The 22,906-nt window shown below is 54.8% G+C and carries 25 protein-coding genes and 1 other annotated feature; of the genes, 10 read left to right on the forward strand and 15 right to left on the reverse strand.

Annotated elements, in window-relative coordinates:
* The first annotated feature begins 104 nt into the window (after nt 1-104).
* The 3 genes from V1603_RS16200 to osmB all read left to right on the forward strand — a co-directional run bounded on the left by V1603_RS16200 (nt 105) and on the right by osmB (nt 1,563).
* A complete protein-coding gene (locus tag V1603_RS16200; RefSeq protein ID WP_041909652.1) occupies nt 105-287 on the forward strand; it encodes a hypothetical protein in 183 nt (60 codons plus the stop codon).
* Nucleotides 288-330: 43 nt separating this feature from the next.
* On the forward strand, nt 331-1,083 hold the full coding sequence (locus tag V1603_RS16205; RefSeq protein ID WP_116339501.1) for a DNA-binding transcriptional regulator YciT: 753 nt from the start codon (nt 331-333) through the stop codon (nt 1,081-1,083).
* Nucleotides 1,084-1,344: 261 nt separating this feature from the next.
* Nucleotides 1,345-1,563, forward strand: a complete 219-nt coding sequence (gene osmB, locus V1603_RS16210; RefSeq protein ID WP_008501216.1) for an osmotically-inducible lipoprotein OsmB — start codon at nt 1,345-1,347, stop codon at nt 1,561-1,563.
* Nucleotides 1,564-1,667: 104 nt separating this feature from the next.
* Here the strand turns inward: osmB and yciH are convergent, their stop codons facing one another.
* From yciH to pgpB, 5 genes are all read right to left on the reverse strand, one after another.
* Nucleotides 1,668-1,994 carry a stress response translation initiation inhibitor YciH gene (yciH, locus tag V1603_RS16215; protein WP_063942363.1) on the reverse strand — a complete coding sequence of 109 codons (327 nt, stop codon included), beginning with the start codon at nt 1,992-1,994 and terminating at the stop codon, nt 1,668-1,670.
* Nucleotides 1,991-2,731 carry an orotidine-5'-phosphate decarboxylase gene (gene pyrF / locus V1603_RS16220; protein ID WP_116341110.1) on the reverse strand — a complete coding sequence of 247 codons (741 nt, stop codon included), beginning with the start codon at nt 2,729-2,731 and terminating at the stop codon, nt 1,991-1,993. Before pyrF ends, yciH begins: the two co-directional genes overlap by 4 nt.
* A gap of 183 nt (nt 2,732-2,914) precedes the next feature.
* Nucleotides 2,915-4,084 (reverse strand): lipopolysaccharide assembly protein LapB, encoded by a 1,170-nt coding sequence (gene lapB, locus V1603_RS16225; protein WP_116339499.1) that lies wholly within the window; start codon nt 4,082-4,084, stop codon nt 2,915-2,917.
* A gap of 6 nt (nt 4,085-4,090) precedes the next feature.
* Nucleotides 4,091-4,399 (reverse strand): LapA family protein, encoded by a 309-nt coding sequence (locus tag V1603_RS16230; RefSeq protein WP_014884085.1) that lies wholly within the window; start codon nt 4,397-4,399, stop codon nt 4,091-4,093.
* A 148-nt stretch (nt 4,400-4,547) separates the two neighbouring features.
* On the reverse strand, nt 4,548-5,315 hold the full coding sequence (pgpB, locus tag V1603_RS16235) for a phosphatidylglycerophosphatase B (protein ID WP_395312951.1): 768 nt from the start codon (nt 5,313-5,315) through the stop codon (nt 4,548-4,550).
* A 197-nt stretch (nt 5,316-5,512) separates the two neighbouring features.
* Here pgpB and ribA point away from each other — a divergent pair, with 197 nt between their 5' ends.
* Nucleotides 5,513-6,103 (forward strand): GTP cyclohydrolase II, encoded by a 591-nt coding sequence (gene ribA / locus V1603_RS16240; RefSeq protein ID WP_028013401.1) that lies wholly within the window; start codon nt 5,513-5,515, stop codon nt 6,101-6,103.
* Nucleotides 6,104-6,140: 37 nt separating this feature from the next.
* Here ribA and acnA read toward each other — a convergent pair whose 3' ends face one another.
* From acnA to topA, 6 genes are all read right to left on the reverse strand, one after another.
* The gene (gene acnA / locus V1603_RS16245; RefSeq protein ID WP_116339493.1) at nt 6,141-8,816 is read right to left on the reverse strand and encodes an aconitate hydratase AcnA; all 2,676 of its coding nucleotides are present in this window, start codon (nt 8,814-8,816) and stop codon (nt 6,141-6,143) included.
* A 163-nt stretch (nt 8,817-8,979) separates the two neighbouring features.
* Complete coding sequence (gene ymiC, locus V1603_RS16250) at nt 8,980-9,078, reverse strand: small membrane protein YmiC (protein WP_226857662.1); 99 nt, start codon at nt 9,076-9,078, stop codon at nt 8,980-8,982.
* Nucleotides 9,079-9,215: 137 nt separating this feature from the next.
* Nucleotides 9,216-9,386, reverse strand: a complete 171-nt coding sequence (locus V1603_RS16255) for a hypothetical protein (protein ID WP_032644881.1) — start codon at nt 9,384-9,386, stop codon at nt 9,216-9,218.
* A gap of 2 nt (nt 9,387-9,388) precedes the next feature.
* Nucleotides 9,389-9,529, reverse strand: a complete 141-nt coding sequence (locus V1603_RS16260) for a YmiA family putative membrane protein (protein WP_213743510.1) — start codon at nt 9,527-9,529, stop codon at nt 9,389-9,391.
* A 338-nt stretch (nt 9,530-9,867) separates the two neighbouring features.
* Nucleotides 9,868-10,842, reverse strand: a complete 975-nt coding sequence (gene cysB, locus V1603_RS16265) for an HTH-type transcriptional regulator CysB (RefSeq protein ID WP_061097998.1) — start codon at nt 10,840-10,842, stop codon at nt 9,868-9,870.
* 187 nt (nt 10,843-11,029) lie between these two features.
* Nucleotides 11,030-13,627 carry a type I DNA topoisomerase gene (topA, locus tag V1603_RS16270; protein ID WP_395312952.1) on the reverse strand — a complete coding sequence of 866 codons (2,598 nt, stop codon included), beginning with the start codon at nt 13,625-13,627 and terminating at the stop codon, nt 11,030-11,032.
* Between the two features lie 399 nt (nt 13,628-14,026).
* Here topA and V1603_RS16275 point away from each other — a divergent pair, with 399 nt between their 5' ends.
* On the forward strand, nt 14,027-14,278 hold the full coding sequence (locus V1603_RS16275) for a YciN family protein (protein ID WP_003856804.1): 252 nt from the start codon (nt 14,027-14,029) through the stop codon (nt 14,276-14,278).
* A 34-nt stretch (nt 14,279-14,312) separates the two neighbouring features.
* Here V1603_RS16275 and sohB read toward each other — a convergent pair whose 3' ends face one another.
* Nucleotides 14,313-15,359, reverse strand: a complete 1,047-nt coding sequence (gene sohB / locus V1603_RS16280; protein WP_395312953.1) for a protease SohB — start codon at nt 15,357-15,359, stop codon at nt 14,313-14,315.
* A gap of 251 nt (nt 15,360-15,610) precedes the next feature.
* Between sohB and V1603_RS16285 the strand changes: the two genes are divergently transcribed.
* Complete coding sequence (locus V1603_RS16285; protein WP_395312954.1) at nt 15,611-16,372, forward strand: YciK family oxidoreductase; 762 nt, start codon at nt 15,611-15,613, stop codon at nt 16,370-16,372.
* Nucleotides 16,369-16,959, forward strand: coding sequence for a cob(I)yrinic acid a,c-diamide adenosyltransferase (gene cobO, locus V1603_RS16290; RefSeq protein ID WP_116339485.1), 591 nt, complete (start codon nt 16,369-16,371; stop codon nt 16,957-16,959). Before V1603_RS16285 ends, cobO begins: the two co-directional genes overlap by 4 nt.
* A 38-nt stretch (nt 16,960-16,997) precedes the next feature.
* Here the strand turns inward: cobO and rluB are convergent, their stop codons facing one another.
* The 3 genes from rluB to rnm all read right to left on the reverse strand — a co-directional run bounded on the left by rluB (nt 16,998) and on the right by rnm (nt 19,480).
* The gene (gene rluB, locus V1603_RS16295; protein ID WP_028013408.1) at nt 16,998-17,873 is read right to left on the reverse strand and encodes a 23S rRNA pseudouridine(2605) synthase RluB; all 876 of its coding nucleotides are present in this window, start codon (nt 17,871-17,873) and stop codon (nt 16,998-17,000) included.
* Between the two features lie 96 nt (nt 17,874-17,969).
* On the reverse strand, nt 17,970-18,590 hold the full coding sequence (locus V1603_RS16300) for an L-threonylcarbamoyladenylate synthase (RefSeq protein WP_003856793.1): 621 nt from the start codon (nt 18,588-18,590) through the stop codon (nt 17,970-17,972).
* Nucleotides 18,587-19,480 (reverse strand): RNase AM, encoded by an 894-nt coding sequence (rnm, locus tag V1603_RS16305; RefSeq protein WP_205418011.1) that lies wholly within the window; start codon nt 19,478-19,480, stop codon nt 18,587-18,589. Before rnm ends, V1603_RS16300 begins: the two co-directional genes overlap by 4 nt.
* Before the next feature lie 127 nt (nt 19,481-19,607).
* Here rnm and trpL point away from each other — a divergent pair, with 127 nt between their 5' ends.
* The 3 genes from trpL (at nt 19,608) to trpD (ending at nt 22,905) form a co-directional block, all read left to right on the forward strand.
* Nucleotides 19,608-19,652, forward strand: a complete 45-nt coding sequence (gene trpL / locus V1603_RS16310) for a trp operon leader peptide (RefSeq protein ID WP_116341108.1) — start codon at nt 19,608-19,610, stop codon at nt 19,650-19,652.
* Nucleotides 19,629-19,722, forward strand: a sequence feature (Trp leader region). It overlaps the preceding gene by 24 nt.
* 25 nt (nt 19,723-19,747) lie before the next feature.
* Complete coding sequence (locus tag V1603_RS16315; protein WP_395312955.1) at nt 19,748-21,310, forward strand: anthranilate synthase component 1; 1,563 nt, start codon at nt 19,748-19,750, stop codon at nt 21,308-21,310.
* Entirely contained in the window at nt 21,310-22,905 is a 1,596-nt protein-coding gene (gene trpD, locus V1603_RS16320; protein WP_028013411.1) for a bifunctional anthranilate synthase glutamate amidotransferase component TrpG/anthranilate phosphoribosyltransferase TrpD, read from the forward strand. Before V1603_RS16315 ends, trpD begins: the two co-directional genes overlap by 1 nt.
* Nucleotide 22,906 lies beyond the last annotated feature (1 nt).

The following is a 22,906-nucleotide window of genomic DNA, read 5'->3' on the forward strand; positions in this document are numbered from 1 at the left end:
TCACTTTCGTTTATGTAATTTCGTTATGGCGTTTTTTCCCTTCTCTTTTGACCCTATTTTCTGCATCATTGAAATTATTAACTTTTCGTTCCTGGGGAGAGATTATGTCTACTATTGATCCACAAGCTGTAGCACAACGTATTGATACCGTGCTGGATATCCTGGTGGCGGGTGATTATCACTCTGCGATCCGTAATCTCGAGATCCTGAAGTCTGAACTCCTCGCTCAGGATGGCGCTGACAATGCCCCCGAAAACCGACAGCCTAAAGCGCCGTGGGAAGTTTAATCCCACTGTCCAAGACCTCGTTTCGCTTTATTAATTGGATGCTATGAATTCCCGACAACAACTCATTTTGCAGATGGTCATCGATCAGGGGCGCGTAAGCGTAGTCGAACTCGCGAAAACCACCGGCGTTTCCGAAGTCACCATCCGTCAGGATCTTAATCTGCTGGAAAAACAGAGCTACCTGCGCCGTGCGCATGGCTATGCCGTGCCGCTGGACAGCGACGACGTTGAGACGCGCATGATGAATAACTACGCGCTTAAACGAGAACTGGCAGAATTTGCCGCATCGCTGGTAAACCCAGGCGAGACGGTCTTTATTGAAAACGGCAGCAGCAACGCCCTGCTGGCACGTACGCTTGCCGAACAAAAAGACGTTACCATCATCACCGTCAGCAGCTATATCGCCCATTTGCTCAAAGAGACACGCTGTGAGGTGATTTTACTGGGCGGCATTTACCAGAAAAAGAGTGAGAGCATGGTAGGCCCGCTGACCCGGCAGTATGTCCAGCAGGTTCATTTCAGTAAGGCGTTTATCGGGATTGACGGCTGGCAGCCGGAGACAGGCTTCACCGGCCGGGATATGATGCGATCTGACGTGGTTAATGCCGTCCTGGAAAAAGAGTGTGAAGCCATTGTGTTGACCGACAGTTCCAAATTTGGTGCCGTTCATCCTTACACCATGGGTCCAGCCGCGCGCTTCAGCCGCGTAATTACCGACGAAAGGTTAAGCGACGAACATCGTATTAAACTGGAAGAAGACGGTCTCATTGTCGATATTATTAAAACCTCCGCCTGACTCCATTTTGCGCCCGTATGCCGGGCGCATATGCCCCCTTCGTCTGAGAGGATTCCTAACCTTCCTTTAAGAGTTTTTACCTGTTTAACCTGCCGTAAAGTCGTAAAATTAATGTTAGCGATATAACAGGAAGTGACTATCACTTGCGTGATTACGTAACGCCTGCGCGACCAGCTTTCACGGGAAAAGAATTAAGTATTCATTTTGACTATACTTAACGTGTACATCTTTCCGTGAATCGATAATTCAGGAGAAAGTATTATGACCTTAACCAGCAAAAAATTAGCCGCCGCTGTTCTGGCAATCACTGTAGCAATGTCCCTGAGCGCGTGCTCTAACTGGTCTAAACGTGACCGTAACACCGCTATTGGCGCCGGTGCTGGTGCGCTCGGTGGTGCAGTATTAACGGATGGTAGTACGCTGGGTACATTAGGCGGCGCCGCTGTCGGTGGTATTATCGGTCACCAGGTCGGCAAATAATTATTCTATAAGCCTTCCCGTTATGGCGATTTAGCATCGCATTTCAGGTCTGACTAACGCACGTATATAACACGAGCCACGGCATTTGCCGTGGCTTATTTATTTTAACCGCCTGCCAGTTTAACTTTCATGCCTTTGGCTTCAAGCAGCGATTTAATTAAATCGCGTTTATCGCCCTGTATTTCGATAATGCCGTCCTTAACGGCACCGCCGCAGCCACATTTCTTTTTCAGTTCGGCTGCCAGCTTGTTCAGTTCCGCATCATCCAGATCAATCCCGGAGATCAGGCAGACCCCCTTTCCTTTTCGTCCGCTGGTCTGACGCTGGATGCGGACAATACCGTCACCTTTCGGACGCTCCGCTTTCATTTTCGGTTCGTCTATGCGCCCGCTCTCCGTTGAGTAAACCAGACGACTGTTGGAATCGGTCATTGCGCCCCCTTTTTCAGTGATGCGTTGATAGCCTTAAGCGTCTCTGCCGGGTGCGCAGACTGCGTCACCGGACGCCCGATAACCATGTAATCAACGCCTGCGGCCAACGCCTGCTCAGGCGTCATAATACGGCGCTGATCGCCCACGTCGCTGCCTGCCGGACGAATGCCCGGCGTAACCAGCTTAAACGCGTTGCCCAGCTCTGACTTGAAGCGCACCGCTTCCTGAGCAGAGCAGACGACGCCATCAAGGCCGCAGTTCTGCGTCAGACGCGCCAGGCGTTCAGCGTGCTCGGCTGGTGACAACGTCACGCCAAGGTCGCGCAAATCGCTTTCGTCCATGCTGGTCAGCACGGTGACCGCAATCAGTAATGGCGCATCGTTGCCGAACGGCAGGAGCGCTTCGCGAGCGGCTGTCATCATTCTCGCCCCGCCCGACGCGTGCACGTTGACCATCCACACACCCAGTTCCGCAGCGGCGGCAACGGCGTGCGCCGTGGTGTTCGGGATATCATGGAATTTAAGATCGAGGAAGACATCGAAACCGCGCTGCTGCAGATCGCGGACGATTTGCGGTCCAAACAGCGTGAACATCTCTTTACCAACTTTCAGACGACAATCGCGGGGATCGATACCGTCGACAAAGGCCAGTGCAGCATCGCGCTTATTGTAATCAAGCGCGACAACAACAGGAGAATCCGTAATAACGCGGGAAGTGGAAGAAGTAACAGACGTCATGACCAGCCCTTTTCGTCTATGGGCGCGCAGCGGCGCGGAACAGATAAACGGCCAGCATTCTACCTGCCGCCGCCCTAAATTGACAGAATCCATTTACGTGCCTGCCAGACCGACAAACCGCACGGTGCTGAGAGAGAGGTAAAACTTTAGTATGTTGTAACTAAAATGAGGGATTTTAAAAAATTACTGCCCGTCAAGGCCACGAATAGGCTTGATGGTAGACCAGGCACGGCAGGAAGGACAGTGCCAGTAGAGCGTATACGCGGTAAAACCACACTTCTGACAACGGTAACGCGGTTTGCTGCGCACCTGCTCACCAACCATGTCGCGCAGCACCATCAGGCTCTCTTTGGCGCGCCCTTCTTCCGCATCGTTAAGATGGTAATCCATCAGCTTATGGAATACGCGCATCGTGGGATGACGCTGCAGCTGACGGGTAATATAAACCTGTGCGGTGTCGCTCCCCTCATATTGCTCAACCACGTCTGAGAGCATCAGCTCAGCGGTCGCGCCGGTATTCTCTTCCACGCAACGGCGCAGGAATGCCACCCACTCTTCCTGCTTGTCCAACTGCTGATAGCAGGTTTGCAGCATTTCAAGCGTTTCGCTGACCAGCTCTTTGTCCTGGTCAATAACCCGCAGCAGGCTTTCAACGGCTTTAGCGTAGTCGCCGCTGGCCATAAAAACACGCCCCATCATGATAGAGATGCGCGCGCTATTGCGGTCCGCGGCGGCGCCTTTCTTCAGTAACGCCATGGCTTTATCCATGTCGTCGTTGCCCATCTGCTGTAGGGCAAGCTCGCAGTAGAAATGCGCAATTTCAACGCGCTGCTTGTCTTTACCCAGCTTCACCAGACGCTCGGCCGTATCAATGGCTTTCTGCCAGTCGCTGGTGGCCTGGTAAATCTGCAGCAACTGCTGCAGCGCGCCAATGCGGAAATCCGTTTCATCTACCAGCTGGTTGAACATATCTTCAGCGCGATCGTACAGCCCCGCGGCCATATAGTCTCGGCCCAGCTGTTGTACCGCCAGGAGACGCTGTTCGTATGTCAGGGAGGCGCTTTCCATCAGGGTCTGGTGGATACGGATGGCGCGGTCAACCTCGCCGCGAGAGCGGAACAGGTTACCGAGAGTGAGATGGGCTTCTACGGTCCCCGTATCCTCTTTCAGCATATCGAGGAACAGGTCTACCGCTTTGTCCTGCTGATTGCTCAGGAGGAAGTTCACCCCCGCAACGTAGTCGCGGGAGAGTCGGTTAGCCTCATCCTGTTTTGTTTGTTGCGCACTTCTGCGGCCCATATACCAGCCATAGGCTGCGGCTACAGGCAAAAGCAGAAACAACAACTCCAGCATAGTCGATTATTCCTTCACGACCGGCACACCTGAGCTTTCCGGAATGTCGGACGCAGGCGCAATATTATGCTCAAGTCGTTTAATTTTACGTTCAGCGCGCGCAAGAGAAACACGAACCTTCAACCAAAACAGGCCGCAAACCAGCCAGCCTATGGCAAAGCCTGCAGCAAACAGGACCGCCAGCAGACTTGATACGCGATACTCGCCCTGCGCAAGCAGATAGTTAAACGTCACCTGCTGATCGTTTTGTGCACCCAATGTGACTGAAATGACAAAAATCGCCAATACCAGTAAGAAAATGAGTAAATATTTCACATTACTTCCCGTTATGTGGTTCAAGCGAATAAAGTGTGTTCAACCCACCGCAATCAGCCTTATAAACTACCATTTTAGCGACGGGCGCGAAACGGAAAAAGTAACGCGCACGTCATGGATTTATGGGCGAAATGCACAATATCAACCGTCAGGCGTCGCTTTGCTCCCTTTCGGCGATCTCTTCTTTCTCTTCAGGCGGTGGCGTGAGCGGGCCGCAGAACCGTTCTGCAAGCCAGGTTGCCAGCGTTACCAGCATCCAGGAGATCAGCGTAGCAACCACCAGATCCCGCGGCCAGTGCATCCCCAGCAGCAAGCGGCTGCCCATAACCCCTGTCGCCCAAACCAGTAAAATCGCGATGGTCATCGTGCGACGTCGAGGCCAAAGCAGCCCAACGCCCAGCAACGCCCAGCTGGCCGCAAACATCGTATGGCCGGAAGGAAACGCGAAACCCGTCTCTTTTTGCCAGTGCTTACGCAGGAATTTGGGTATATCTTCCTGTTCCGCAAGCTGTTCTTTCACCAGCGCACCGCGATCTTTACGCTTTAAATTGTAGAACTCATCCACCGGAACATGGTGCGCTTTTTCCAGCCAGACGACAAAAGGTCTTGGCTCCTGAACATGATCCTTTACCCAGGACTTCACACCCTGTCCAATAACGATCGCGCCGCCGAGGATAGCAAAGAGCATTAGCGCCGCGCGCAATCGAAAGCGCAAGCACCACAAGAACCAGCCGCAAAGGATGACGTGGGTAATAATTCCCCACGGTTGCGTGACCGTTTCCGTTATCCAGTATAACGTTTTCAGCCACGTGGCATTCTGCCCCGGCTGCCACATCCAGCCGGAGACCCACACGGCCAAAGGCATAATCAGTAAAATGGCCGCGCCTGCTGCCGTACGTCTGGCGATTGAAAGCATGTCTTCTCCTTTTTCGCTAAGCCTCACAATCATAACTGAAATTCATTCGATGGGTGGATATGTCGGATCGTGCGTTTAACGTTCATATAGCATGGTGCCCATTAGGCGAACGTGCTGAGCTTGTGGCAAAATGAACAAATACAGAAAGCAAAACAGGCGTAAGGCACGAAACGTGTCAGCCTACTCTGGAGAATCACATGCAGCTTAAACGTGTGGCAGAAGCCAAACTGCCAACCCCATGGGGCGATTTCCTGATGGTGGGGTTTGAAGAACTGGCAACCGGACAGGATCATGTCGCGCTGGTCTACGGCGACATTTCAGGGCAGACGCCGGTACTTTCCCGCGTCCATTCGGAGTGTCTGACCGGCGACGCGTTGTTCAGCCTGCGCTGTGATTGCGGTTTCCAGCTCGAAGCAGCCCTTACCCATATCGCCGAAGAAGGCCGCGGCGTGCTGCTCTATCACCGTCAGGAAGGGCGTAACATTGGTCTGCTGAATAAAATCCGCGCTTATGCACTGCAGGACCAGGGTTACGATACGGTGGAAGCCAACCACCAGCTCGGTTTTGCCGCCGATGAACGCGACTTCACGCTGTGCGCCGATATGTTCAAGCTGCTGGGCGTGGACGAGGTTCGCCTGCTAACCAATAACCCGAAAAAAGTTGAGATCCTCACCGAAGCGGGGATCAACATCGTCGAGCGCGTGCCGCTGATTGTCGGCCGCAACCCGAAAAACGCCCACTATCTCGATACCAAAGCGGCCAAAATGGGCCATCTGCTGAAAGAGTGAGAGTAAAAAGCCCGGCACAAACGCCGGGCTTTTTTTATCAATCCAGCATCTTACGGATCACATAATGTAAAATGCCGTCGTTCTGGTAGTAGGTCAGTTCGGTTGCGGTATCAATACGACAGCGGCATTCCAGTACCTCGGTTTTCCCGTCTGCCCGCGTTAATTTCACCGGCACCGTTTTGCCCGGCTGCAGGTTTTGCAGGCCACTAATATCAATCTGCTCTTCCCCGGTCAGGCCCAGCGTTTTGCGCGTGACGCCCTGCGGGAACTCAAGCGGCAGGATCCCCATGCCAATTAGATTCGAGCGGTGAATACGTTCAAATGACTCGGCAATGACCACGCGAACGCCAAGCAGACGTGGACCTTTCGCCGCCCAGTCACGGCTGGAGCCGGAACCATACTCTTTCCCGGCGATAACCGCCAGCGGCGTACCTTCCTGCTGATATTTGACGGCTGCGTCATAAATCGACACGACTTCAGTCCCCGGCAGATGGCGCGTCATCCCCCCTTCCACACCCGGAACCATTTCGTTACGAATGCGGATGTTGGCAAACGTTCCGCGCATCATCACTTCATGGTTACCGCGGCGCGAGCCGTAAGAGTTAAAATCGCGGCGCTCCACTCCCCGGCTTTGCAGATAACGGCCTGCCGGGCTGTCGGCTTTGATACTCCCCGCCGGAGAGATGTGGTCAGTGGTGACGGAGTCTCCCAGCATCGCCAGTATGCGCGCGCCATGGATATCCTTAAGCGGTGCAGGCTCGGCCAGCATCTCATCAAAAAACGGCGACAGACGAATATAGGTTGAGTCGTCCTGCCAGTCATAGGTGTCCGAGCCCACAACGTTGATGGCTTTCCATTCCGGCGTACCTTCAAACACTTCCGCATACTCTTTGCGGAACATCTCGGTAGAAACCTTTTCAACGGCCATCGCAATTTCACGCGAGGACGGCCAGATATCTTTCAGGTAGACAGGCTCATTCTTGCGGTCGTGACCAATGGGATCGGTCGCCAGGTTAATATTCATGTTTCCGGCCAGCGCGTAGGCCACCACCAGCGGCGGCGAAGCGAGCCAGTTGGTTTTCACCAGCGGGTGAATACGCCCTTCAAAGTTACGGTTGCCGGAAAGGACTGCGCCAACCGTCAGATCGCCCTGCCTGATTGCCGTTTCAATAGGTTCAGGCAGCGGGCCGGAGTTACCTATACAGGTGGTACAGCCGTAGCCCACGAGGTTAAAGCCCAGCTCGTCAAGATACGGCGTTAGCCTGGCCTGTGCCAGGTAATCCGAAACCACTTTCGAGCCTGGTGCCAGCGAGGCCTTGACCCACGGCTGGGGTTTCAGCCCCAGCTCAACCGCTTTTTTAGCCAGCAGACCGGCCGCCATCAACACGCTGGGGTTCGAGGTATTGGTGCAGGAGGTAATGGCGGCAATGACAACCGCGCCGTCCGGGAGCTGATACTGATGTCCGTTCAGAACATAGTCGATTGGGCGATGGTCCTTTTTCGCCACGTTGACTTCCAGCTCATTGCTGGCGGCAAACGCTTTTGGCACGTCGCTTAACGCCACGCGATCCTGCGGACGCTTCGGACCGGCGAGGCTCGCCTCAACGCTTCCCATGTCGAGCGCGAGCGTGCTGGTAAATACCGGCTCATCGCCCGGATTACGCCACATGCCCTGCGCTTTGGTATACGCCTCCACCAGCGCCACCTGCTCTTCGCTGCGACCGCTCAGGCGCATGTACTCCAGCGTGACGTCATCAATGGGGAAAAAGCCGCAGGTTGCGCCATATTCTGGCGCCATGTTGGCGATGGTCGCACGGTCAGCCAGCGGCAGCGAATCCAGCCCGTCACCGTAAAATTCAACAAATTTGCCCACTACGCCATGCTTACGCAGCATCTGGGTAACGGTGAGCACCAGATCGGTGGCGGTAATGCCTTCAGAGAGCTTCCCGGTGAGCTTAAAGCCCACAACATCAGGGATGAGCATGGAGACCGGCTGACCGAGCATGGCGGCTTCCGCTTCGATACCGCCGACACCCCAGCCCAGCACGCCGAGGCCGTTAATCATAGTGGTATGGGAATCTGTGCCCACCAGCGTGTCCGGATAAGCCACCCACTCTTTGTCCTGCAATTCACTCCAGACGGCTTTACCGAGATATTCAAGGTTAACCTGGTGACAGATACCGGTGCCGGGTGGAACTACGCTAAAGCGGCTGAACGCCTGCTGGCCCCACTTCAGGAAGACGTAACGCTCGTGGTTACGCTCCATCTCAAGACGCACGTTCTCGCCAAAGGCATCGTCATCACCGAAGTGGTCAACGGTTACGGAGTGGTCAATCACGAGGTCGACGGGGGAAAGCGGGTTCACTTTAGCCGTATCGCCACCGAGGCGTTTAACCGCCTCACGCATGGCGGCGAGATCCACCACGGCAGGCACGCCGGTGAAGTCCTGCATCAGGACCCTTGCCGGGCGGTAGGCAATTTCTCTGTCGGCATGGGCATTCTTAAGCCACCCCGCCAGCGCCTGAATATCGTCGAGAGTGACGGAATCACCGTCCTGCCAGCGCAATAGGTTTTCCAGCAAAACTTTCAATGACTTGGGTAAACGCGAAATGTCCCCAAGCGTTCTGGCAGCCAGCGGCAGGCTATAGTAGTGCCAGGTTTTATTTTCTGCCTGTAATGTGTCCTTACTGGCTTCGCGTAGGGTTAACGACATAAGCTCCTCCTTAATTACAGAGATGTCCTGACAATCATCAGGGCCGTAATTAAAGATAACACAAAGATGTCGTAACGTTTTGATAACAACCCGAATTGATAAATTTAGGAATGGTCCAGAGGAGAGCAAAACAAAAAACCCCGCCGCAGCGAGGTTTTATCATTTAGTGGATGGCCAGCCAGATGAGCTGACTCCAGAAAAGAATCGACAGGGTAAAAACGCCGATCCATGACCAGTATTTTTGAGACATCATGTTATTCATCATAGGGACACCAGGCATTATTTATTAAACATTCCGAGGCAGGTCCTCGTGCTATATTGCTGATGTGTATTTATTAAAGAGTACAAAGGTGCACAATCATTATTCAGACTAGCTGCATCATTACGCAATAAACTAAATTATTGTTTTTTGGGTTCGTCTTCCGCGAACACATCAATAAAAGCCTGCTGCTGCGGCGTCAGTTTCCAGGACGCTGGCACAGCTGTCGCAGGGGCTTTGCGTCCTTTGTGAACAGTGTCATGATGCTGACACATCCGTTTTGCCGTTTCTGTACGTACCGTCACTGCCATATTCAACCCCAATATTTCCAGGCCAGGAGAGCAACCATCACCCAGAACAGGGCGGAAACGAGAAAGACCGCCAGCCAGGCTTTACGCTTGAGCGCAGGATCCCTTTGCGGTTCTTCACTTCCTGAAGGCATTGCTAACCTCATACAATCGATATCGCTTATCATTTAGGACCAAACAATTGGTACAATTAATCATCTGTTGAGATAAATCCTAAAGAAACTTTAGCCGAAAAGCCAGTGAATTTACGCATCAGGAGGCATGAAATATTCAATCTTTTGACCAGAAATAAATATTTGAAAAGAAAAATTTGCGTAGCCGTTAATTAGTTTCTATTTTTGTCGCCAATTCACGACATTAAAACCACACAAATTAAAAGGATAATGGCAATATATGACAGGGAAAGTGCAGATGATGATAATTCTAATTTAGCTTTAAGCCGATATTTCGGTATCTTTCCCTCAGGGAAAGATACCGGGTGTGATTATTTTTCGGGGAGTTTGATATCTTTAAACATCTCTTCAATATCTTCATTTGAGCGTAATGCCACGGCGGTATCCACCACGTCACGCGTTAAATGCGGGGCAAAGCGCTGAATAAAATCATACATATAGCTTCGCAGGAAGGTACTACGACGGAAGCCAATTTTTGTCGTGCTATGGCTGAAAATATCATGCGCATCAAGACGCACCAGGTCGGGGTCTGATACCGGGTCGACCGCCATGCTGGCGATCACCCCTACCCCCAGGCCAAGCCGTACATAGGTCTTAATCACGTCAGCATCGGTTGCGGTAAAGACAATCCGCGGCGTTAACCCGGCCCGGTTGAAGGCGGTATCAAGCTCAGAACGTCCGGTGAAGCCAAACGTGTAGGTGACTAAAGGATATTGCGCCAGCTCTTCGATTGTCACCGACCCTTTGCCCGCCAGCGGGTGATCGGGAGTCACCACAATGGAGCGGTTCCAGTGATAGCACGGAAGCATGACCAGATCGTCATACAAATGGAGCGCTTCCGTCGCGATGGCAAAATCTGCATTGCCCTTCGACACCGCCTCAGCAATTTGCGTCGGCGAACCCTGGTGCATATGCAGAGAGACGCGCGGATAGCGCTCGATAAAGCCCTTAATAACACCCGGTAACGCATAGCGCGCCTGGGTGTGCGTCGTGGCAATATACAGCGAGCCTTTATCCGGCCAGGTATGTTCCCCCGCCACAGACTTAATCGCATCGACTTTGGAGAGGACTTCCCGCGCAATACGGATGATTTCCTGCCCTGCTGGCGTCACCTGGGTAAGGTGCTTACCGCTGCGGGCGAAAATCTGAATACCTAATTCGTCCTCCAGCATGCGAACCTGCTTGCTGATGCCCGGTTGCGAGGTATAGAGCCCCTCGGCGGTAGAAGAGACATTAAGGTTGTGATTCACCACCTCAACGATATAACGAAGCTGCTGTAATTTCATGCCAGACCATCCGATTTAGCGCACGCGGTCAATCGCTTAAGACGATTTGATAATAAGAAAAGGGTTAACTATAACCACTATATCATTTATAGCCCGACTGTATAGTACGGAACAAAAAATAATAATAAGGTAATAAAAAAGGGCCGGATGTCCGGCCCTTTTACAGGTAAGTTACGGTTAAGGAAGATTATTTCTTGCCTTCAACCCATTTACCATCGACATAGAAGGCGGACCATCCGGTCGCTTTGCCCTCTTTCTCTGCCGCCACGTACTGCTGCTTCGTTTTACGGCTAAAACGGACCACCGTCTTATTGCCTTCAGGATCCTGCTGTGGCGCATCGGCCAGATAACGCAGTTTTTCAGGCAGGCGATCGCGGAAGCGATACAGCTCTTCCACCAACGGCGCACGCGTTTCACGCGATTTCGGGAAGGTGTTCGCGGCCAGGAAGACTCCTGCAGCGCCATCACGCAGCACGAAGTACGCGTCGGATTTCTCACACGGCAGTTCTGGCAGCGGAACCGGATCTTCCTTCGGCGGAGCCACTTCACCGTTACGCAGTATCTTACGCGTGTTCTTACACTCGTCGTTGGTGCACGCCATGTACTTACCGAAACGCCCCATTTTCAGGTGCATTTCAGAGCCACACTTCTCGCACTCCACGATCGGGCCGTCATAGCCTTTAATGCGGAACTCGCCCTCTTCGATCTCATACCCATCACAGGTTGGGTTATTACCGCAAACGTGCAATTTGCGTTTAGGATCGATCAGGTAGCTGTCCATCGCCGTGCCGCATTTTTTGCAGCGGCGCTTGGCGCGCAGGGCGTTAGTCTCCGCATCATCACCCTCCAGCACGTTGAGAACTTCGTTCTCCGGCACCAGGTTGATGGTGGTTTTGCAGCGCTCTTTTGGCGGCAGCGCGTAGCCTGAACAGCCCAGGAAGACGCCTGTTGTCGCGGTACGAATACCCATCTTACGGCCACAGGTCGGGCAGTCGATGCTGGTAAGAACCATCTGGTTAGGCAGCATGCCGCCCTCTTCAGGATCTTTCTCCGCTTTCTCAAGCTGGTTGGTAAAGTCGCTGAAGAAACTGTCGAGAACCTTCTTCCACTCAGCCTTGTGGCTGGCCACCTCGTCGAGGCTGTCTTCCATCTGCGCGGTGAAGTCATAGTTCATCAACTCGCGGAAGTTAGCTTCCAGACGGTCAGTGACAATCTCCCCCATTTTTTCGGCATAGAAACGGCGGTTTTCTACGCGAACGTAACCGCGGTCCTGGATGGTTGAGATGATTGACGCGTAGGTTGACGGACGGCCAATTCCGCGTTTTTCCAGCTCTTTAACCAGCGACGCTTCACTAAAGCGCGCAGGCGGCTTGGTGAAGTGCTGGGCCGGAACCAGATCGACAAGCGACAACTCGTCGCCTTTGTTTACCGCAGGCAGCGTACGGTCTTCATCACCTTTACGCAGCGCAGGCATCACTTTCGTCCAGCCGTCGAAGCGCAGGATACGGCCGCGCGCTTTCAGACGGAAATCGCCCGCGCCAACGGTCAGCGTAGTGGAGTCGTACTTCGCCGGCGTCATCTGACACGCGACGAACTGACGCCAGATCAACTGATACAGCTTCTGGGCGTCGGCTTCCATATCTTTCAGCGACTCGGCAAGCACAGAGACATCAGAAGGGCGAATCGCTTCGTGCGCTTCCTGAGAGTTCTCTTTGCTGGCGAATTGGTTGGCGCTCTCCGGCAGGTATTTTTTACCAAAGTTGTCGCTGATATAGCCGCGCACCATGTTCACCGCGTCCTGGCTCAGGTTCGTTGAGTCAGTACGCATGTAGGTGATGTAACCTGCTTCATACAAACGCTGGGCCATTATCATGGTTTTCTTCACGCCGTAGCCCAGACGGGTGCTCGCCGCCTGTTGCAGTGTGGACGTGATAAACGGCGCGCCAGGCTTGCTGCTGGTCGGCTTATCTTCGCGTTCCAGCACCTGATATCGCGCTTTTTCCAGCAGCGCCACGGCGGCCATGGTCTGGTCGCGGTTTTCAGGGCGGAAAGGCTTATCGTTGTGATGGCTGACCTGCAGCGGAAGCGCGTCACCGCCCGGGGTGGTGACGTTGGCGTCAACTTCCCAGAACTCTTCCGGCACGAAGGCTTTAATTTCGCGTTCACGCTCAACGACAAGACGCACGGCTACCGACTGCACGCGTCCCGCAGACAGGCCGCGGGCAATCTTTTTCCACAACAGTGGAGAAACCATGTAACCCACAACGCGGTCCATAAAGCGACGCGCCTGCTGGGCGTTTACACGGTCGATATTCAGCTCGCCCGGCTTCTCAAACGCCTGACGAATCGCATTCTTTGTAATTTCGTTAAACACTACGCGGCTGTAGCGTTTGTCATCTCCCCCGATCACTTCCCGCAGGTGCCACGCAATGGCTTCCCCTTCGCGGTCAAGGTCGGTTGCGAGATAGATGTGGTCTGCTTTTTCAGCAAGCTGCTTCAGCTCGTTAACGACTTTTTCTTTCCCGGGCAGCACTTCATATTGTGCATCCCAGTTGTGCCATGGGTTAACACCCATGCGGTTGACAAGCGCGCTACGTTCATCCTTTTTAGGCTTTTTAGCCCCTTTGGTGGAGGTAGAGTCTGCGCTCTTTTTGCTGGCTGAGCCACTGGTCGGCAAATCGCGGATGTGACCAACGCTGGACTTAACCACGTAGTCATTACCCAGATACTTATTGATCGTTTTGGCTTTTGCCGGGGACTCAACGATGACGAGAGCTTTACCCATATTCACCTTTACCTAATTTAATTCTTCCAGGAATACGCCGCACGTTGATTTCCCTTCCGCTGACGACGAGCCAATGATATTGCGACTGCGTCAGGGGATATCAACCCCTATGTCTTACCGAACGTCAGAATGGCGACATCCAGGTCATTGAGTTATCGGGTATTTTTCTCACATCTCGTATAATTCGTGACGAATTCCCGGTCGAATGTCAAGCAATTCTGTTGCCAGAATGACGAAAGCGCACACTCTACCTGATAAAATTCGTTACGCAACTTTATTAGCATGCAAAAGCAAATCCCGCCAACCTGCCCTCTGCATCTTATCCCCTCACATTACAGGGAAAATTTGCCCCCAAAGCGCCCCCGGCGTAGACTATTGTCACTGTTTAAGGAGTGGATTATGCAGAATACGACCCAACCTATTGACCGAGCCTCTCTGCTTATCGAAGCAAACAAGCTTATTCGTGACCATGAAGATACGCTCGCCGGCATTGAAGCCACCGGCGTTGAGCAGCGTAATGGCGTGCTGGTTTTCAGCGGCGAATACTTCCTTGACGAGCAGGGGTTACCGACCCCGAAAAGCACCGCCGTGTTTAATATGTTCAAATACCTGGCGCATACGCTTTCAGAGAAATATCACCTGGTCGATTAATGCAAAACGCGAGGCAGATGCCTCGCGTTTTTGTTTACAGCAGCGGTTTTTGTCCGCGCTGTAGCCAGCGAAGCAGCAGGCGGTCCGCGCTTTCCGCCGCACTGTTGGTAAAGCGGTCCATAAGTCGTTTGCGCTGGGTAAAGCGCACGCCTACCAGTTCACGGCCTTCCATCAGGTTGAGCAGCAGGTCATCGCTGGTACCCACTTCATCCACCAGCCCTTTTTCCTGCGCCTGAATGCCATACCAGTGCTCACCGGTGGCCACCTGTTCGATATCCAGCGTTGGGCGCATGCGGTGTACGAAGTCTTTAAACAGATGATGGGTTTCATTCAGATCTTCACGGAATTTTTGACGCCCCTCTTCCGTGTTTTCACCCAGCAGCGTCAGGGTGCGTTTGTACTGACCCGCCGTGTGGAGTTCGATATCAATCTCTTTATTTTTCAGGAAGCGGTTAAAGTTAGGGATCTGTGCGACCACGCCAATTGAACCAATGATGGAAAACGGCGCCGCAACAATTTTGTCCGCCACGCAGGCCATCATATAGCCACCGCTCGCCGCGACTTTATCCACCGCCACGGTAAGCGGGATCTGCTTCTCTCGCAGGCGCTGCAGTTGTGAGGCGGCCAGCCCGTAACCGTGAACCACCCCGCCCGGGCTCTCAAGACGCACCACGACCTGATCCTGAGGCGTTGCCACAGCCAGCACGGCAGTCACCTCTTCGCGCAGCGAGGCGACTTCATGCGCATCCATGCTGCCTTTAAAATCGAGCACATAGACGCGAGGTTTTGCGTCAGACTGTGGCGTCGCGAGCTTCGCTTTCGCCTTCGCGGCTTTGGCTTCCTGCTTATGCTTTTTCTTCTGGGCTTTCAGCCACAGCTTTTGTTGATGACTATCAAGCAGCGAGAGGGACATCTCTTCCTGCATCTCTTTATACTGTACGCTCAGGCGGGTAATGCGTAACTCCCCACGCTGACGCTTGCGCTGCGTCAGGTTAACAATCAGAACGGCAACCACCGCAATGGCAATTACCACCGTCGCGATTTTGGCCAAAAACAACCCATATTGAGAAAGTAATTCCACGCGTTCCACCTTGATTTAACCACGAATCTTTCACGGCAGTGTACAACAGCCCTGCCTCTGCGTCTCGCCCGTGACATTACCTCTGCGAGCCGTCTTCAGGAATCCCCGCTCCGCGGTTTAAATATTTGCAAATTGTTAATTTTACAGTAATACGTCCTGTAGACTGATTGAATTCTCACGCTAATTCGGGCATAAAGCCGAAAAGTCATTATGAAGGCGTGATTGAGATACCGTGCGCCTGAGGAGTCACCGTGCATTATCAACCGCAAAAAAACCTGCTGCAGAACCGGATCATTCTTGTCACCGGCGCCAGCGATGGTATTGGTCGCGAAGCGGCCCTGACGTATGCCGAGTATGGCGCGAGCGTCATTCTGATTGGGCGCAACGAAGAAAAGCTCAAAGGGGTCGCAAAGGAAATTGAAGCCGCAGGCGGCACGCCGGCCCCCTGGTACACGCTCGATTTGCTGACATGCACGCCAGCGGAGTGCCAGGAACTTGCCCGCCGTATCAGTACCCACTACCCACGTCTGGACGGCGTGCTGCATAATGCCGGTTTGTTAGGCGAAGTGCGTCCGATGTATGAACAGGATCCGGATATCTGGCAGCAGGTCATGCAGGTTAACGTCAACGGCACCTTTTTCCTCACGCAGGCCTTGCTTCCTTTATTACTCAAATCCGAGTCCGGGTCTCTGGTCTTCACCTCTTCCAGCGTAGGCAGAGAGGGACGCGCAAACTGGGGGGCTTATGCTGTCTCAAAATTCGCGACCGAGGGCATGATGCAGGTGCTGGCGGAGGAGTATCAGAACCGCCATCTGCGCGTAAACTGCATTAACCCGGGCGGTACGCGCACCAGCATGCGTGCCAGCGCGTTCCCGACAGAAGATCCGCTGAAGCTGAAAACCCCGGCAGACATAATGCCGCTCTATCTCTGGCTGATGGGTGACGACAGCCGCCGCAAAACCGGAATGACCTTTGATGCACAGCCGGGCCGCAAACCGGGGATTTCGCAATGAGCGAAGAGCGTCATCAGCAGCGCCAGCAGCGCCTGAAGGAACAGGTTGACGCCCGCGTCGCGGCAGCCCAAGACGAGCGTGGGATCGTCATCGTTTTTACCGGTAACGGCAAAGGCAAAACCACTGCCGCGTTTGGCACCGCTACCCGCGCCGTCGGCCACGGGCAAAAAGTGGGGGTCATCCAGTTTATCAAAGGGGAATGGCCCAACGGTGAGCGTAATTTGCTTGAACCTCACGGCGTTGAGTTTCAGGTGATGGCGACCGGGTTTACGTGGGATACGCAGAACCGGGAAACCGATACCGCAGCCTGCCTTGCCGTCTGGGAGCACGCCAAAAGAATGCTGGCTGACCCGGCGTTAAATATGGTGCTGCTGGATGAGATCACCTATATGGTCGCCTACGACTACCTGCCGCTGGAGGACGTACTGGATGCACTGAAGAACCGACCTGCGCATCAGACTGTTATCGTGACAGGTCGCGGGTGTCATCGGGAGATTCTGGAGCTGGCAGATACCGTGAGCGAGCTGCGTCCGGTCAAGCATGCGTTTGATGCAGGCATCAAAGCACAAATTGGCATTGATTACTAAAGAAAAAAGCCCGGTACGTTCACCGGGCTTTTTTTAAATCAACCGTTGTTATTCCGGCTGCCAGAGCGACGATTGCTGTTCACCTGGCTGTGTCGTTTCACCGCACGACGGATCTGATTCGCCTTCATTCGACGACGATCTTTCTCCACCGCCACTTTAGAGGTGGTTTCCGGAGTCAGGCCAACCAGCTCGCGCAGGTAGTTAGTCTGAGTAAGATCCAGCTCGGTATACCCCCCGCGCGGCAGGCCTTTCGGCAGCAGAATGTCGCCGTAGCGAACGCGGATCAGGCGGCTCACCTGCACGCCAACCGCTTCCCACAGACGACGCACCTCGCGGTTACGTCCCTCGGTCAGGGTGACGTTGTACCACTGGTTAATCCCTTCACCACCGGTAAATTTGATGGTTTTGAACGCCGCAGGCCCATCTTCCAGCTGCACGCCGCGCGACAGATCGCGCAGTTTATTCTCATCAACCTGGCCAAACACGCGCACCGCGTATTCACGTTCCACTTCGCGGCTTGGGTGCATCAAACGGTTTGCCAGTTCACCATCGGTGGTAAACAGCAGCAGACCGCAAGTGTTCACGTCCAGACGACCTACGGCAATCCAGCGAGCGCCGCGCAGTTTTGGCAGACGGTCAAACACCGTCGGACGACCTTCCGGATCGTTGCGGGTACACAGCTCGCCTTCCGGCTTGTAGTACGCCAGCACGCGGCAGATTTGTTCTGCGGACTCTTTTACGGAGATAAGATGGCCGTCGATGCGGATCTTCAGCCCCGGTACGATTTCAACGCGGTCACCCAGCGTGGCGATTTTACCGTCCACACTCACGCGGCCCGCTTCAATAATGGCTTCGATTTCACGGCGTGAACCGTGGCCGGCGCGCGCCAGCACTTTCTGTAACTTCTCGCTCATTGAGCTTCCTCAGGTGTCGCCTTCACAGGCGTCGAATCAGGTCAAAACAGGGCCGAGCCCTGCTTTGATGGCCGCGTAGTATATCTGCTTACACCTCTACAAGAAAGGCTTAACATCACCCACGCCTTCACGAATCACTTCCGGCGCATCTTCAGTGAGATCCACAACGGTGGTCGGCTGCTGGCCGAGATAACCGCCGTGAATAATCAGCTCCACCACTTTCTCCAGGCGATCTTTGATCTCTTCCGGATCGGACTCGGTAAACTCGCTTCCCGGCAGCATCAGCGAGGTTGAGAGCATCGGTTCGCCGAGGGTCTCCAGCAGCGCCTGGGCAATCGGGTTCGACGGCACGCGCATCCCGATGGTTTTACGCTTCTCCTGCAACAGACGGCGCGGCACCTCTTTCGTCCCTTTCAGGATGAAGGTGTAGTTCCCCGGCGTGTTGTTCTTAATCAGGCGAAACGCCACGTTATCCACATAAGCATAGGTCGACAGCTCAGAGAGATCGCGGCACATCAGAGTAAAGTTATGGCCGTCCGGCAACTGACGGATGCGACAGATACGCTCCATCGCCCCTTTATCTTCAATTTTGCAGCCCAGCGCGTAGCCAGAATCGGTTGGGTAGACTATCACGCCCCCTTTGCGGACGATCTCCACGGCCTGGTTAATCAGACGTGGCTGCGGGTTATCCGGATGGATATAGAAAAACTGACTCATACTTCCCTCTCTTCAATTTGCTGCGGCTGCTCCCAGAGCTGCCAGACCGGCTCAACGCCAGCGGGTAGCCAGAGCTTGCGCCCGAGTTCGATCCACGCGCAGGGCTGATGGAAATCAGAGCCCTGTGACCCAAGCAGGCCAAACTGGCGGGCGTAAGTCGCGAGCTGCGCGCGCTCGTTGGGCGCCTGCTGACACTGGGCGACTTCCATCGCCTCGCCACCGCATTCGGCAAAGTGCGCCAGCAGTCTTTTCAGCCATTTAGCAGAAAGATTATACCGTCCCGGATGGGCCAGCACGGCCTTACCGCCAGAATGATGAATCACATCAATAGCTTGTTTTATTGTACACCACTGTGGCGGAACGTATCCGGTTTTCCCGCGCGCCAGATACTTTTTAAAGACGTCCGCCATGGTCGTCGCTTTACCCACTTGAACCAGAAAACGGGCGAAATGTCCGCGGGTGACCGCCCCGCCGTTCGCCAGCTTTCGCGCTCCTTCCAGCGCCCCCGGAATATGCGCCTTTTCCAGGCGCTCGCCGATCATCTCCGCGCGCTGGTTGCGACGCGTTTTTTGTTCTTGCAAAAAGGCAAGAAGTGCCGGATGTTCTATATCAATGTTCAGGCCAACGATATGAATCTCATGGTTTTCCCAGACGGTCGATATCTCGACGCCGGGGACCAGATTCAGCGCCAGCCCGCTGCGGGCAATCTCGGCGCGCGCTGCCGGAATGGCGTCGGTGGTGTCGTGATCGGTTATCGCCAGCGTGCCGACACGCATTTCAACCGCGCGATGAACCAGGGCTTCGGGTGTCAGCAGGCCATCAGAAGCCTGAGTATGGCTGTGTAAATCATAAATAATCGCGTAGGTGGTATTGCTCAAAGCACTTCCCATATCAGGTTGGAGACATCCGAAACCGCCATGATACCGACTTAACGTGAAATTCTGAAATCAAGGGTTGACAACACGCCACCGAACTAGTTAACTAGTACGCAAGTTCACACGATAAAGGTATCTGAAAATGACGGCACATTTCACTCTGCACGGTTGGTGGCGCACTACCTGATATTCGGGCAGTGTCACGCGTCTGCGAAATGCAAACAGATACCCGCCCGCTAACCAGCGGGCTTTTTTTTGAACAGAATAAATGAGAACAACAACATGCAAACAGCCAAACCCCATCTTGAACTGTTGACCTGCGAGGCGGCCTATCGTCACAACCCGACCGCGCTGTTTCATCAGGTGTGCGGCGCGCGTCCGGCGACGCTGCTGCTGGAGTCTGCGGATATCGACAGCAAGGACGATCTGAAAAGCCTGCTGCTGGTCGACAGCGCGCTGCGCATTACCGCATTAGGTGACACCGTCACCATTAAGGCGCTTTCTGACAATGGCGCATCGCTGCTGCCGCTGTTAGATGAGGCTCTGCCTGCGGGCATCGACAATGAACATCACCCTGACCTGCGAATTTTGCATTTCCCGCCGGTAAGCCAGCTGCTGGACGAAGACGCGCGCCTCTGCTCGCTGTCCGTATTCGATGCCTTCCGACTGCTGCAAAATCTGGTGACCGTGCCGGAAGATGAGCGTGAAGCCATGTTCTTCGGCGGGCTGTTTGCTTACGACCTGGTTGCCGGTTTTGAAGATTTGCCGGAAACCGAGCAGGGCAACCGCTGCCCGGACTACTGTTTCTACCTGGCCGAAACCCTGATGGTGATCGACCATCAGAAACAATACACCCGCATTCAGGCCAGCCTGTTCACGCCTTCTGGCGCTGAGAAAAATCGTCTGGAGCACCGCATTGCCCAACTGCAGCAGCAAATGACGGAAGCGCCGCCTGCGCTACCGGTGCAGCGCGTCGAGAAGATGACCTGTGAGGTTAACCAGACCGACGATCAATACGGTGCCGTGGTTCGCCAGATGCAAAAGGCGATTCGCGCCGGAGAGATTTTCCAGGTGGTGCCTTCCCGCCGTTTCTCTCTGCCCTGCCCGTCGCCGCTTGCGGCTTACGACGTGCTGAAGAAGAGCAACCCGAGCCCGTACATGTTCTTTATGCAGGACAACGATTTCACGCTGTTCGGCGCCTCGCCGGAAAGCTCGCTGAAATATGACGCCACCAGCCGCCAGATTGAGATCTACCCGATTGCAGGCACACGTCCGCGCGGCCGTCGCGCCGATGGCTCGCTGGACCGCGATCTGGACAGTCGCATCGAACTGGAAATGCGTACCGACCATAAGGAGCTCTCCGAGCACCTGATGCTGGTTGACCTGGCGCGTAACGACCTGGCGCGTATTTGCACGCCGGGCAGCCGCTACGTGGCGGACCTGACCAAAGTCGACCGCTACTCCTTCGTGATGCACCTGGTCTCCCGCGTGGTGGGTGAGCTGCGCAGCGACCTCGACGTGCTGCACGCCTACCGCGCCTGTATGAACATGGGCACCCTGAGCGGCGCGCCGAAGGTGCGTGCCATGCAGCTTATTGCCGAAGCGGAAGGACGTCGTCGCGGGAGCTACGGCGGCGCGGTGGGTTACTTCACCGCCCACGGCGACCTCGATACCTGCATCGTGATCCGTTCCGCCTATGTAGAGGACGGTATTGCTACCGTTCAGGCCGGCGCCGGGATTGTTCTCGACTCTGTTCCGCAGTCTGAAGCTGACGAAACCCGCAGTAAAGCGCGCGCGGTATTGCGCGCCATCGCTACCGCACACCACGCACAGGAGATTTTCTGATGGCTGACATTCTGCTGCTCGATAATATCGACTCCTTTACCTATAACCTGGCAGATCAGCTGCGTGCAAATGGCCACAACGTCGTTATCTACCGTAACCACGTTCCGGCTCAGACCCTGATTGACCGTCTGGCGACCATGCAAAACCCGGTGCTGATGCTCTCCCCGGGGCCGGGTGCGCCGAGCGAAGCGGGCTGTATGCCCGAGCTGCTGACCCGCATGCGCGGCAAGCTGCCAATTATCGGTATCTGCCTGGGTCACCAGGCGATCGTGGAAGCCTACGGCGGCTACGTTGGCCAGGCGGGCGAGATCCTGCACGGTAAAGCCTCCAGCATTGAACATGACGGCCAGGCAATGTTTGCCGGGCTGCCGAATCCGCTCCCGGTCGCGCGCTACCATTCGCTGGTCGGCAGCAACATTCCGGCCGGGCTGACCATCAACGCCTCGTTCGAAGGGATGGTGATGGCGGTACGCCACGATGCGGATCGCGTCTGCGGGATGCAGTTCCACCCGGAATCTATTTTGACCTCCAATGGCGCACGCTTGCTGGAGCAGACCCTTGACTGGGCGTTACAGAAGCTGGAGCAGACCAACACCCTGCAGCCGATTCTGGAAAAACTGTATCAGGCGCAGACCCTGAGCCAGCAAGAGAGCCACCAGCTCTTCTCCGCCGTGGTGCGCGGTGAGCTGAAGCCTGAACAACTGGCGGCAGCGCTGGTCAGCATGAAGGTGCGCGGCGAAAGCCCGCAGGAGATCGCCGGCGCGGCCACTGCCCTGCTGGAAAATGCCGCCCCGTTCCCGCGCCCTGACTATCAGTTTGCCGATATCGTCGGAACCGGTGGTGACGGCAGCAACAGTATTAACATCTCCACCGCCAGCGCGTTCGTGGCGGCGGCGTGTGGTTTGAAGGTAGCGAAACACGGTAACCGCAGCGTCTCCAGCCGTTCAGGCTCGTCCGATCTGCTGGCCGCTTTTGGCATCAACCTGGAGATGAATGCCGAGCGTTCACGCGAAGCGCTGGACGATCTGGGCGTTTGCTTCCTGTTTGCGCCGAAATATCACACCGGTTTCCGCCACGCCATGCCGGTTCGCCAGCAGCTTAAAACCCGCACGCTGTTTAACGTGCTCGGCCCGCTGATCAACCCGGCCCATCCGCCACTGGCATTAATTGGCGTTTACAGCCCTGAGCTGGTCCTGCCGATTGCCGAAACGCTGCGCGTGCTGGGTTACAAACGCGCCGCCGTGGTGCACAGCGGCGGAATGGATGAAGTTTCGCTGCATGCACCGACGCTGGTGGCCGAGCTTAACGATGGCGAAGTGCTCAGCTATCAGCTTGAAGCGTCTGATTTCGGCTTAACGCCGTACCATCAGGAAGCGCTGGCAGGCGGTACGCCGGAAGAAAACCGTGACATTCTGACGCGCTTACTACAAGGTAAAGGTGAGGCCGCTCATGAGGCCGCCGTGGCTGCCAACGTCGCCATGCTGATGCGTTTGCACGGTGAGGAAGACCTGAAGGCCAATGCTCAAAAAGTTCTGGATGTACTGCGCTCCGGTGCAGCTTACGATCGCGTTACCGCACTTGCGGCAAGAGGGTAAA

Origin of the sequence: Enterobacter sp. ECC-219, from assembly GCF_043966805.1 — a bacterium.
In the GTDB taxonomy this organism is placed as follows: Bacteria; Pseudomonadota; Gammaproteobacteria; order Enterobacterales; family Enterobacteriaceae; genus Enterobacter; species Enterobacter cloacae_N.